The organism is Microcoleus sp. AT9b-C3, from assembly GCF_036705485.1.
Taxonomy (GTDB): Bacteria; Cyanobacteriota; Cyanobacteriia; order Cyanobacteriales; family Microcoleaceae; genus Microcoleus.
In genome coordinates this window covers 38157-50638 of the sequence record NZ_JAUBUR010000043.1, presented here as the reverse complement: position 1 = coordinate 50638, position 12482 = coordinate 38157, and the positions used below count along the sequence as shown (strand labels likewise).

General features: G+C 46.4%; 9 protein-coding genes and 1 pseudogene. 5 read left to right on the top strand and 5 right to left on the bottom strand.

All coding sequences use genetic code 11. The annotated features are described in order from the left end of the window. Nucleotides 1–72: 72 nt before the first annotated feature. Nucleotides 73–552 (top strand): annotated as a pseudogene (locus QUB77_RS27195) (ATP-binding cassette domain-containing protein); the annotation flags it as partial. A gap of 17 nt (nucleotides 553–569) precedes the next feature. Here QUB77_RS27195 and QUB77_RS27190 read toward each other — a convergent pair. Next, nucleotides 570–1481 (bottom strand): hypothetical protein, encoded by a 912-nt coding sequence (locus QUB77_RS27190; protein ID WP_333179457.1) that lies wholly within the window; start codon nucleotides 1479–1481, stop codon nucleotides 570–572. Nucleotides 1482–1771: 290 nt separating this feature from the next. Further along, on the bottom strand, nucleotides 1772–2044 hold the full coding sequence (locus QUB77_RS27185; RefSeq protein WP_333179455.1) for a hypothetical protein: 273 nt from the start codon (nucleotides 2042–2044) through the stop codon (nucleotides 1772–1774). Between QUB77_RS27185 and dnaX the strand changes: the two genes are divergently transcribed. Then, a complete protein-coding gene (dnaX, locus tag QUB77_RS27180; protein WP_333179452.1) occupies nucleotides 2021–5371 on the top strand; it encodes a DNA polymerase III subunit gamma/tau in 3351 nt (1116 codons plus the stop codon). The genes QUB77_RS27185 and dnaX overlap by 24 nt on opposite strands. A 138-nt stretch (nucleotides 5372–5509) precedes the next feature. Here dnaX and clpX read toward each other — a convergent pair whose 3' ends face one another. From clpX to tig, 3 genes are all read right to left on the bottom strand, one after another. Continuing rightward, on the bottom strand, nucleotides 5510–6853 hold the full coding sequence (gene clpX, locus QUB77_RS27175) for an ATP-dependent protease ATP-binding subunit ClpX (RefSeq protein ID WP_333041646.1): 1344 nt from the start codon (nucleotides 6851–6853) through the stop codon (nucleotides 5510–5512). A 9-nt stretch (nucleotides 6854–6862) separates the two neighbouring features. Then, on the bottom strand, nucleotides 6863–7552 hold the full coding sequence (gene clpP / locus QUB77_RS27170) for an ATP-dependent Clp endopeptidase proteolytic subunit ClpP (protein ID WP_006632929.1): 690 nt from the start codon (nucleotides 7550–7552) through the stop codon (nucleotides 6863–6865). Nucleotides 7553–7899: 347 nt separating this feature from the next. After that, nucleotides 7900–9315, bottom strand: a complete 1416-nt coding sequence (gene tig / locus QUB77_RS27165; protein ID WP_333179447.1) for a trigger factor — start codon at nucleotides 9313–9315, stop codon at nucleotides 7900–7902. A 679-nt stretch (nucleotides 9316–9994) separates the two neighbouring features. Here tig and QUB77_RS27160 point away from each other — a divergent pair. The 3 genes from QUB77_RS27160 to dapA all read left to right on the top strand — a co-directional run bounded on the left by QUB77_RS27160 (nucleotide 9995) and on the right by dapA (nucleotide 12405). Continuing rightward, entirely contained in the window at nucleotides 9995–10234 is a 240-nt protein-coding gene (locus QUB77_RS27160; protein ID WP_333179444.1) for a hypothetical protein, read from the top strand. A gap of 96 nt (nucleotides 10235–10330) precedes the next feature. After that, entirely contained in the window at nucleotides 10331–11374 is a 1044-nt protein-coding gene (locus tag QUB77_RS27155; RefSeq protein WP_333179442.1) for an aspartate-semialdehyde dehydrogenase, read from the top strand. 107 nt (nucleotides 11375–11481) lie between these two features. Further along, complete coding sequence (gene dapA / locus QUB77_RS27150; RefSeq protein ID WP_333179440.1) at nucleotides 11482–12405, top strand: 4-hydroxy-tetrahydrodipicolinate synthase; 924 nt, start codon at nucleotides 11482–11484, stop codon at nucleotides 12403–12405. The last annotated feature ends 77 nt before the right edge of the window (nucleotides 12406–12482 follow it).

The window sequence follows — 12482 nt, the reverse complement described above, 5'->3', positions numbered from 1 at the left end:
TCAGCTCCGAGTTAACCATTTTTCTTCATTTTACATCATCTTGCATTTGTCTCACATTTATTTGAAATGACTATAGTTAAAATCCGCCGCGACATCGGCTATATTTTCCAAGCTCACAATTTGCTCAAATGCTTGAGTGCTAGGCAAAATGTGCAAATGTCTTTAGAACTGCACAGTCATCTTTCTCCCCAAGAAACTAATGATAAAATAGAGGGAATGCTGCAAGCTGTAGGCTTGGGAGAAAGAATGGATTATTACCCAGACAGCCTTTCTGGTGGCCAGAAACAAAGAGTTGCGATCGCCCGCGCATTAGTCAGCCAGCCGAAATTAGTATTAGCAGACGAACCCACAGCAGCACTAGACAGTAAATCAGGTCGAGATGTGGTAGAAATTATGCGAGGTTTGGCCAAAGAACAGCACTGCACTATTTTGCTTGTCACCCACGACAACCGCATTTTAGATATAGCCGATCGCATTATTCACATGGAAGACGGATACCTCGCACAAGACACATCAACAACGGCGGCAACCGGCGTTCTTTCGGGAAAATAATATTAACCCACCTAAACTTATTTCCGAGAACCGGGACGCTTTCCTCCTACCTTGGCAGGACTTTTCGTTGCACCTTTGGCTGGAGTTTTAGAACTACTTTTGCCACTTTTTTGACCCTTAATTCCTACCAATTGGCTATCATTGGCATTTGTAGGTCTGCCGGCAGGCGTTCTCGTAGTCCTAAAGGTAACATTCACCCCTTCATTCGACTGTTCCAACACCAACATCGGCGTCGGCTTGGCTTTTTGATCCCACTCAATATGAACGATGCGACCTTGAATTGTCGGCTGCCAACTGTCGTGGTCGTCTGAAGGACTCAGATAAGTTTCCAAACAGTCAATAATTTGATTAATTGTTGCTGATGTTGCCTGAGTCGGCAGTTTCATCAGCTTAATTTGAATCCGAAACAGCACACGTTTTTCTATTTTTACTGCCGGATCGCCAGTTTCGTATTCGATATCAAACATCGAATCTACTTGCCTGCCGCTGCCCGCATTCCCGTTTTTATCTCCCACTGCACCCTGAGTCGGACGCAGGGCAATACTAATTTTCTCTTTGACTTTTACCTTAATCTGGTTCACAATGGCAAAGTGAAATACTTCTTCCGCCATTCGCATTCTCAGGTAGTCTAAATTAAAGTCTCGCGAGTGGATCAGGTCGGGATTCTTTTCCATCTTTAACATGGTTTCCAGAGCCATTTTGTATTTTTTCTGGAGTTCTCGATTTCTAAACTCCTCAAATTTGAGCTTTTTGCTCAAATCGTCGAGTTTGAGCTTGGTAAACACCGCTAAACCGATAAGCAATAACAACAGTAATCCCGACCCTCCCATTAAGAGTTGGTCTGAGGACGGATCTCCGGGTTTAGCCTGTTTAGGTTTGGGAGAGGCTACTGCCAACCTTGGTTCTACAAGGATTATTTGGGTTGACATGGGCTTTTAAAGGGTAAAATTTGACGCTATATTTCTACAGGACTCCAGAGTAGAGCTGGTAGTGCAACTGGATCAACCAACATTGACATCATTCCACCATCATCTTGGTACAACTGGATTTCTGCAACTGGAGCACGCACCCTCTAATTAATACTTTATCTTTAACTGCAAGCAGGTTTCCGAAATATCGGAAAATCGCGCGCTGGTATTGGCCAATAGAAATGGTGAATTGCCTGTAATATATTATACCAATATAGCTAAAAAAAATGTTTGTTCGGCGGTCTCCGTTTCTAGAAAAATAAAAAGAAATACACATAAATTAATGGTAACTCTGGGAGCGAGCAGCGGAAAACATCACGGAGAACAGTCGATCGCCCGGACGATCGAGGGGCGGACGTTGGGAGAGTGATAATTCCTACTGTGCGCTCGCGGGCGCCGTGCAAGCCCGCTGGGCGGCTTGCTGTGAGAGTCGAGCTCTCTTTGCGATCGAACAACGTCTCCTTAGCTAAGATTACAGCTAATACCACCAATATTCGATCGTGACCTACGAACCCCTGCACCACAAATATCGCCCTCAGACATTTGCCGAATTAGTCGGTCAAGAGGCGATCGCCCAAACCCTCACCAGCGCCATCCTACAAGAGCGCATAGCACCAGCATATCTATTCACCGGCCCCAGAGGCACCGGTAAAACCTCCAGTGCCAGAATTTTCGCCAAATCCCTCAACTGTATTTCTACGGTTGCCCCCACCCCCACACCCTGTGGCAAATGCAACGTTTGCCAAGAAATTGCCCGAGGTTCCACACTAGATGTCATCGAAATTGACGCCGCCAGCAACACCGGAGTAGATAACATTCGGGATTTGATCGAACGAGCTCAATTTGCTCCCGTACAGTGCCGCTATAAAGTATATGTAATCGACGAGTGTTTGACCGGTGATTCTCAGGTAAAAACTAGCGAAGGCCTGATGCGGATCGACAATCCCAACATCAAAGGAAAACACGTTCTCAGCTATAACGAAACTTCAGAAGTTTGGGAATTTAAAAAAGTTTTGAGGTGGTTAGACCGAGGGGAAAAACAAACACTGGTGATTAAAACCGCCAACCGAGAAATCAGATGTACTGGCAATCATCCAATCAGGACAGAACAGGGATGGATACGAGCAAAAGACGTAAAAGAAGGAGTGAAGATACTATCCCCTGTGAATGTGGGTGCGGCACCCTCATTCACAAAATTGGAACAGATGGACGCTTGCGGAGATTTGCCAGAGGACATCAATTTTACGGGAATACCTACGGACAAAAATCTTACGACTTTGCCTCTATTCTCGAACAGGCTCAAGCCATCCGACCTCTCTGTGCGTGTGGCTGTGGAGAACAACTCGAAATACCAGACTTTTTACAAAAAAAAGGCAAAGGGATTAAGAGCATTCAGTCTCATTGGCAGCGACATCCGTATAAAAAAGGACATGGACTTTGGGATGCAAGAACGGAAAAGTTCTTGGCAAATGCCGAAGTTTTGCAACCAGAAACACTCGGACTCATCTACGGAACATTGCTTGGAGACGGTTTTATCACCTACCCAAATAAATATAGCCGATTTCCAAGATTGGGCTGGACACACGGAGAAAAGCAGCGGGAATGGTTGGAATACAAAGCTTCTTGCCTTTCGACACTGCGACCAAAGTTACGAGTTACACCTAACCGAGGATACGGAAATATATCAGTCTGTTGCAACACAGCCTGCCATCCCCAACTTAGAGATGTCTTTGACGCTGTTAAACCCAATGGAAACGGAAAATACGTCACAATGGATTGGCTCGATCGCGTCACTCCAGAAGGACTTGCTTGGTGGTACATGGATGATGGCTCGCTCAGCATTTCCCCAGAAGGAAGTCCAAGTATCCAAATTCATACAGAAGGATATTCTAGGGCAGAAAATCAACTCCTTGCCAATTGGCTTACAGGTTTGGGATACCCAACAACAACTAAATTTTACAGAAGGTCTAACACCTGTAAAACTTACGACTACATACACATGGGTGCTGAAACCAGTAGAAAATGGGTATCAGACTTTAAAAAGTATTCAATCCCTTCAATGGATTACAAGTTTGGAGACAGTCGAATCTGTAAAAGTCGCTGGGGTCGAGAGAGTTTATGATATTGAAGTAGAAGACAACCACAATTTTGTCGCTAACGGTCTTCTAGTTCATAATTGCCATATGCTAAGCACCCAGGCATTCAACTCTCTACTCAAAACCCTAGAAGAACCGCCCGATCGCGTTGTATTCGTCCTCGCCACAACCGACCCACAAAGAGTATTACCAACTATTATTTCTCGTTGCCAAAAGTTCGACTTTCGCCGCATACCCCTCGATGCAATGATTGCTCATTTGCACAAAATTGCTAAATTAGAAAATATCAATATTGCCACTGATGCAGTACAAATGGTTGCTCAAATCGCCCAAGGAGGTCTGCGAGATGCCGAAAGTTTGCTCGACCAACTAAGCTTATTTCAGGGTGAAGTAACAGTCGAAAAAGTTTGGGATTTAGTCGGCGCAGTCCCCGAAAATGACTTAATGGATTTGCTGCAAGCTATTGATACAGATAACGCTACAGCACTAATAGACATGACCCGCCACCTCATGGATCGCGGTCGGGAACCGCTAATCGTGCTGCAAAGTCTCGCGAGCTTTTACCGAGATTTGCTAATAGCCAAAGCTGCACCGAAACGGTCAGATTTAGTAGCTTTAACATCTGCAACTTGGGAAAAACTGGGGGATTTTGCCCGCAATTGGGATGCCGAGTTAATTTTAGCAGCTCAGAAACATTTGCAAACCCACGAAGTGCAAATTAAAAACACTACTCAGCCGCGTTTGTGGCTGGAAGTAACGCTGTTGGGATTGTTGCCCTCAGCAATTAGAACTCAGCAGCAACCTGCCGCAGAACCAGGTAAAAAAAATATTACTCCATCACAAATTCACCCCCCCCAACCCCCCCTTGCTAAGGGGGGAAGCCAGATATCTAATATTGAACAATCTTCAGTTCCCAATTCGCAAAATCCTCAACCGGCTTCACAGCCTGTGGCTAATCGAATAGAATCCACACCTCCTGCTGCAATTCCCGCACCTGTACCAACTGCTGAAACTAATCAAACAAATTATTCACCGACTAATTCAGCCGATGAAATCGATTTAAATCGAGTGTGGGAACAGGTACTTGACCGCGTGCGGCCGCATGGAACTCAATCGCTGCTTCGCCAACATGGACAGCTAGTAATTTTTAGCAATAATACTGCTCATGTTAAGATTAGTTCGCAGCCGTTGCTCAATATGGTTAAAGACAAAGTAGCTAATATTGAAGAAGCTTTTTTGCAAATTTTTAGCCGTCCAGTAACAGTAAAAGTGGGCTTGACAAATCCCGCTGAAACTAATAGTTCCCGCGCCAAGGATTTGCCAAATTCTAACGGACGTGTAGCCGAAAATCCCAGGAATTATCATCCTGCAGATGATGCGGGCCAAGAGGTTCAGAAGTCTGCGGATTCTGAGATTACAGATGATTTTTTCGGGAATGGTGGAGAAGAACAAAAACACCCGCCAGCGCCTGAAAATACTGGCGTTAATGTGCCGACAATTTCCGAATCGCGATCGCCCACAAATGGCTCTACAGACTCTCAAAATGATTTTAACGCTCAGGCTATAGCGGTGCGTGATGACGCTCAATATGTCGCGAATACGGCTAGGCAATTGGCTGGTATGTTTGACGGGGAAGTAGTCGATTTGTCGGATGACTTGGAGATTTGGGAGTCGGAAACTTTTAGATTGGAATCTGAACCGGATTTTTCCGAGTTATCTTCTGAGTTAGGTGAGGATGATTTTATAGATTGGTAAGTAGATCACTAAAAAAAACCGAGAAACCTGGTTTTTGTAGTAGGGGCGGTGCCAAGAGTGGCCGCCCTTCCAGGTTTCTTAATACCCTAAAAGTTTTAGGTTGAATTAGAGTCACCTAGTGATTGTGAATATCTACTTTTAAGCTGACTCTGGCTTGGGCAGCGAAGACGGAAGTACCAACAACTCAGCAGTCGATCGCTTCTCGACCATTTCCTTAGTAATCGTACACCGGGCAACATCCTTGCGCGACGGCAACTCGTACATCACATCCAACATCAATTCTTCGACAATTCCCCGCAGCGCCCGCGCTCCAGTTTTGCGGCGGTATGCTTCCTGGGCGATCGCCCGAATCGCCTCTGGCTTAAAGTCCAACTGCACATTATCCATCTTCAGCAGCTTTTGATACTGCTTAACCAAAGCATTGCGCGGCTCAGTCAAAATCGCCATCAGCGTTTCCTCATCCAGCGGCTCTAACACCGCCGCCACCGGCACCCGCCCAATAAACTCAGGAATCATCCCAAACTTCACCAAATCATCCGGTTCCAGTTGCTTGAGTACATCAGCAGCCCGCTTTTCCTTCGGCTGAGCTTCTCCGGGCTGAATAAAACCCATTGACTTTTTACCCGTTCTCTGCTCTATCACTTTCTCCAGACCGACAAAAGCACCGCCGCAGATAAACATGATATTGCTAGTATCAATTTGGATGCAGTCTTGGTAGGGATGCTTGCGCCCGCCTTGGGGAGGTACATTGGCGATCGTCCCCTCCAGCATTTTCAGCAGCGCCTGCTGCACGCCTTCCCCCGACACATCCCGCGTAATCGAAGGATTTTCGCTCTTGCGGGCTATTTTGTCAATTTCATCAATATAAATAATTCCGCGCTGCGCCTCTTCCACGTCCATATCTGCCACTTGCAGCAGTCGCAGCAAAATATTTTCCACATCTTCCCCGACATAGCCTGCTTCTGTCAGCGTCGTCGCGTCAGCCACCGCAAACGGCACGTCTAGCATATCCGCCAAAGTCTGAGCCAGCAGCGTTTTCCCGCAGCCCGTCGGCCCGATTAACAAAATATTCGATTTTTGCAGTTCTACTTCTTCCGGCGGGTGCTTGCCGCTATTTTTTGCATGGATAAAGCTGAGGCGCTTGTAGTGGTTGTAAACTGCCACCGAGAGCACCTTTTTCGCCTCATCTTGCCCGATCGCGTTTTCGTCGAGGTAATTTTTAATTTCCCTCGGCTTGGGAATTTGGCTCAGCGACATACTTTTGCCCGAGGTACCGCGGCGCTTTGGCGTCGTTTCCTGCTTCGGGGCCACCGCCGCTGCGGGCACTGCACTCGAATCAAACAACTCCTCATCTAAAATTTCATTGCACAAGTCAACGCATTCGTCGCAGATATACACCCCGGGCCCTGCGATCAACTTGCGTACTTGCTCTTGAGACTTGCCACAAAACGAACATTTTAGATGGGAGTCGTACTTAGACATAACAGCCTCTTAATTCAGTGCAGTGACATTCTCTCCCGCCGCCGGAAGGTTTTCTTTCGCGATAACTCGATCGACCAAACCGTAATTTTTGGCTTCCTCGGCTGACATAAAAAAGTCGCGCTCTGTATCAGCCTCTAATTTGTCGAGTGGTTGACCTGTGTGGTGCGCTAGCAGTTGATTCAGCTTACGCTTATGATAAAGGATTTCTTTGGCTTGAATCTCAATATCAACTGCTTGACCTTGAGCGCCTCCGAGTGGCTGGTGAATCATAATCCGGGAACTCGGAAGAGACATCCGCTTACCGTGGGCTCCTGCGGTCAGCAGAAATGCGCCCATACTCGCTGCCAAACCGTAACAAATCGTCACCACATCCGGGCGGATTTGCTGCATTGTGTCATAAATTGCCATGCCGGCCGTCACCGAGCCGCCGGGGGAATTTATGTACATTTGGACATCTTTTTCTGGATCTTCGGCATCTAGATACAATAGCTGAGCCACTATCGAGTCAGCAACTTCGTCGGTTACGGGAGTTCCTAAAAACACAATTCGCTCCCGCAGCAAGCGCGAGTAAATGTCAAAAGCCCGCTCGCCCATCCCCGACTGTTCTAGTACCATCGGCACTACATTGCTGGGGCTGGAACTGACATCAAAATCGTTATAGCTTGTAATTAGGTAATTGGAAGATTGAGATACAACCATAAGACACCAGTCAAGGATTCTAGACAATTTGCTGCTGCTGATGAAAGCTTTAAATTAAGCCGCCAGCTTTTAACTATTATGCCTCTTCTGAACGGATATCGGGGGAATGGGGAGTTTTGAGTTTTGAAATTGCTTTCTGCGCTGGGCGCAACGCTGGAGTGACTTGCAAGGCTCGCGGGGTGAATGAGTTAAAACACTTACTGGTAAATCATCCCTGCTTTTAGTGGACACCCCGAGCTTTTAGTAAGGATCGGGCGCACCCGGAGCTTGTAGTTAAGGATCAGGTGCGCCGTTAAAATCACGGTTGATTTCATGCCCCCAATTAGGACATTTGAACACATTAAGTTCTATTCTTCGCCTACGACTTCCACTTCAACGCTCGTGGCTGCTTCTGCTGAATCTTCAGCGTCTGATTCTTCTGATTCTGCTGCTGCAGGAGTCAGAGAGCCTTCAGGTACGAGTTCGATTGTCCCTTTTTCTTCCAACCATTTCAGGGTTTTTTGTTTGAGCAAGTCTTCTGCTACAAATTCCTGCAACCTTTGGGGGTCAAAATCTCCTTTGGGAAACTGCTTTCTGATTTTTGCTACTTCTGCTGCTACTTCTGCTGGTTCAACAGATAAGGATTCCAGCTTGGCTACTTCTGCCAAAGCTAAATTCTGCTTGAGGCGCTCGATTGCTTCCGGGCGCGAGCGTTCCCGCATCGGCCCCATATTTTCTTCCGTAAACAGTTGGTTGATATCTATGCCGTAATTTTTCAATTGCACGGCTTGTTGATTCAACAAATAATCGATTTCGCGATCGACCATTGTTTCGGGAATTTCCACGTCTATTAGCTGCACGAGGGCTGCTGATATAGCTTTTTCCTTATTTGCTGATGTCTTGTTTTCTTGGTCTGCTTTAAACCGAGTTTCGAGCGATTCGCGCAGTTCTGCTAAGGTTTCAAACTCACTGACTTCTTGGGCGAAGTCGTCGTCCAACTCCGGCAATTCTTTTTCCTTAAGTTCTTTGAGGGTAATCGTAAAGACTGCCGGTTTTCCTGCTAGTTCTTCACTGCTATACTCATCTGGGAACTGCACGGAAACTTCTCTCGTTTCTCCCGGATTCATCCCGATCATGCCTTGGATAAAGCCCGGTACAAACTGATTTTCCGACAATTCTACTTGAAAATCTTCTGCTTGACCGCCGGGAATTTCTGCTGGAGTTTCGCCTTCTGGTGCTTCGGCAAATCTACCGGAGAAATCAACCAAAGCCATGTCTCCCAACTGAGCCGGTCGGCCTTCTACGGGGATTAAAGCAGCTTTGTCCGATCGATATTTTGCCAGAACTTCATCTACCTGAGACTCATCATACTTAGCTTCTTCTGCTTGAAGCTGCAAACCAGTGTACTGACCCATTTTCACTTCGGGTTGTACATCAACCTTCGCCGAAAAAATCAGAGGCTGTTCTGGATCAAACTTCTCTAGTAATTCTTCAAACTCGGTGCGAAGTTCAAAACTGCCAATTGCGGCAATTTTTTCTTGTTCGAGGGCTTTTTGCAGGGAATCATTAATCAAATTTTCCAAAGCCGTCGCCTTCAAGCGAGTTTGGCCTAGGCGCTGTAGCAAAACTTGACGGGGAACTTTGCCTTTGCGGAACCCAGGAATATTAACCTCGCGAGCGAATTGTTTAATTACTTGCTCGTAAGCTTGTTTTGACTTTTCTGACGGTACTTCGATTTCCAGACCAATTTGGCTAGCTGGAAGTTTTTCCTGGGTTACTTTCATCGGCTTTTGTGATATTTAACAATAGTGTATTGACACTCCCTGACCTAAAGGACAGGGATTCTTAATTCAGCGACTGACCTGAAAATGTTGCGTCCTTTCGGCAATCCTCAAACTTTTTAACCGTAGAAATCCTACCAATTAACGAGCCTGATTCGCAGTCATCCCTCTTGGTCTATCTCCAAAAGCGTACTAGGATATTTACCTAGAGTTCGGGTATGCCCTACCCTACTTAACAAGACTAAAATAGTTTGTTTCTCTGGTTACAGGAACTGTGTTAAGCCCCTAGCTGTTTATAGAGTTTTCGCCGCTCTTTGTCCACCGGTTTACGCGCCCAAGTGTGTCGTTAACTGTTTTTATGCACTATGACGCCGGAGTTTAACCTTGACTACTGTAGTCTACTAGAAATTTCCTGACTTTTAGGAAGGGATTTAAGAAATTAAAGCCGTCCTAAAAGGACAGGGTTTTAGACCCAATTTCCTTGATAAAATACATACAAATCTGACTTTGCCTGCATTTTAATTTTGTACGCTTTGACTCGTAACGGCACAACTACAACACCTTTACCGGATGAGACTGTAAGTCATTTCCGGCTACTTTTTTGGCTCTTGCCAATTAGTTTTGGTTTGAGGATACTAGCTTTTGCTGCTAGGAATGTGGAGGTTAAGTCCACTAATTGCCGATGCACCATAGCACATATCGCCCTGTGATGTCAATCTTGCCGGCCTCTGCGGCCAGTCAAAGTCAATGGATGCGCCTGCGAAAATGCCGATATATCGCAAAACTTAACCGGATGCGGATTGGGCGTGGGCGAGCGGCAAAAGATGCTAAACTGGCATTGGGTACGATCGCACAGACCGATCGGGAAGTTCGATCGCCCTTTTCGCTTAACTGCACCATTGCTATCCTCTCATGCTCCTGATATCGCATAACATTAATTAAGTTTGATATTGAGAATTGCAGTTATTTAAATTTTTGATTTCGATCGTTTAGACTTTAATTTTTGGAGGAAACTAATTTGTCTCAATCCTATCGAGTTGCCATTTTAGGAGCTACCGGCGCAGTCGGGGCAGAGTTGCTAGAACTATTGCACAGCCGGAGTTTTCCGATTTCTAACTTGAAGCTGCTGGCTTCGGAACGTTCAGCAGGCACAACTTTGCCTTTTGGCGGTGAGATGCTGCCGGTCGAAGCAGTTTCGGCGCGATCGTTTGATAATGTAGATCTGGTACTCGCCTCTGCCGGTGGCTCTACTTCTAAGTTATGGGCTCCGCAAGCGGTGGCAGCCGGGGCAGTGGTAATTGACAATTCTAGCGCTTTCCGCATGGATGCGACCGTACCGCTAGTGGTACCCGAAGTCAATCCCCAAGCGGCGGCAGCTCACCGAGGTATAATTGCTAATCCCAACTGCACGACTATTTTGATGGCAGTTGCCCTTTGGCCACTTCACAAAGTTAGGCCGATACAGCGCATCGTTGTAGCGACGTACCAGTCTGCCAGCGGGGCGGGGGCGAGGGCAATGGAGGAAATGAAAGCTCAAGCAAGAGCAATTTTGCAGGGGGAAACGCCCAAAACCGATATATTTCCCTACCCCTTAGCATTTAATTTGTTTCCGCACAACACCCCGATTAATGATTTAGGGTATTGTGAAGAAGAGATGAAAATGGTAAACGAAACTCGGAAGATATTTGGTACGGACGAGATTAAAATTACGGCAACTTGTGTGCGGGTTCCCGTACTGCGGGCTCATTCGGAAGCGATTAATCTAGAGTTTGCAGAGCCATTTAGCGCGATCGAGGCCAGGGAAATCTTAAAGCAGGCAAGCGGGGTTAAGCTGGTAGAAGACTGGCAAGCTAATTATTTCCCGATGCCCGCAGAAGCCAGCGGTAAGGATGAGGTGTTAGTTGGCAGGATTCGTCAAGATATTTCTCACCCCTGCGGGTTGGAAATGTGGCTGTCGGGCGATCAAATCCGCAAAGGGGCGGCTTTAAATGCGGTGCAGATAGCTGAGTTGCTGGCCCAAAAAGATTTGTTGCGAACCCCAGTGGCGGCGGCTTCTAATTAGGGAAAATTCTGGCAATTGGAAAATTGAAATTGGGGATTTTAGATAAACCTTTCATCTGAAATCAAAAATTTAAAATCAAAAATCAACAGTCTAAAATCGGAGAAAGTGTGGTAAAGTTTGGACGGGTTCTGACTGCAATGATTACGCCGTTTAAGGAAGACGGCAGTGTTAACTATGCGGTAGCAGAACAATTGGCAGTTCATTTAGCCGATCGCGGTACAGATAGCTTGGTAGTGTGCGGCACTACAGGCGAGTCTCCCACTATGACCTGGGATGAAGAATACGAATTATTTCAGGTGGTACAAAAGGCGGTGGTCGGTAAGGCGTTGGTAATCGCAGGAGCCGGATCGAATTCTACTTCAGAAGCAGTCGCAGCTACGAAAAAAGCAGCTAAACTCGGGTTAGATGGCTGTTTGCAGGTGGTTCCTTATTATAACAAACCGCCGCAAGAAGGTTTATATAATCATTTTCGGGCGATCGCGCAATCTGCTCCCGAATTGCCTATAATGTTATATAACATCCCCGGTCGCACTGGTCAGAATATGTTGCCGGAGACGGTGGCTCAATTGGCAGAAATCCCCAACATTGTGGCCGTAAAAGAAGCAAGTGGCAACTTGGATCAAGCAAGTCAAATTCGGTGCTTGACATCCCCTGAATTTGCCATCTATTCTGGAGATGATTCCCTAACTTTGCCAATGCTGGCGGTAGGAGGATCTGGTGTAGTTAGCGTAGCCAGCCATCTGGTAGGAGAGCAACTGCAACAGATGATCGAAGCTTTCGAGGCCGGTCAAGTTCAAGTCGCTACCCAGATTCACTTGCAACTTTTTGACCTGTTTAAAGCTCTTTTTCTCACCACAAATCCCATTCCCGTCAAGACAGCTCTCAAACTTCAAGGCTGGGATGTAGGCTCCACCCGTCCGCCCCTGTGCGATCCGCCAGTTGAGGTAACTCAAAAGTTAAAGGACGTACTGAGTCAGCTAGCAGCAGTATCAGCTAGCAAGACGAGCGAGAACGAGTTTTCAGACAACTGAATATTGGTTGTTATCAGTCATTAGTTCTGAGTCATCAGTCATTAGTAATTAAGTGTTAGTAAGTAGCTAACAGTCAA

Coding starts and splice junctions, on each gene's coding strand:
- QUB77_RS27160 (WP_333179444.1), top strand. CDS start 9,995: ATGCACCATAGCACATATCGCCCTGTGATGTCAATCTTGCCGGCCTCT.
- clpX (WP_333041646.1), bottom strand. CDS start 6,853: ATGTCTAAGTACGACTCCCATCTAAAATGTTCGTTTTGTGGCAAGTCT.
- clpP (WP_006632929.1), bottom strand. CDS start 7,552: ATGGTTGTATCTCAATCTTCCAATTACCTAATTACAAGCTATAACGAT.
- QUB77_RS27190 (WP_333179457.1), bottom strand. CDS start 1,481: ATGTCAACCCAAATAATCCTTGTAGAACCAAGGTTGGCAGTAGCCTCT.
- tig (WP_333179447.1), bottom strand. CDS start 9,315: ATGAAAGTAACCCAGGAAAAACTTCCAGCTAGCCAAATTGGTCTGGAA.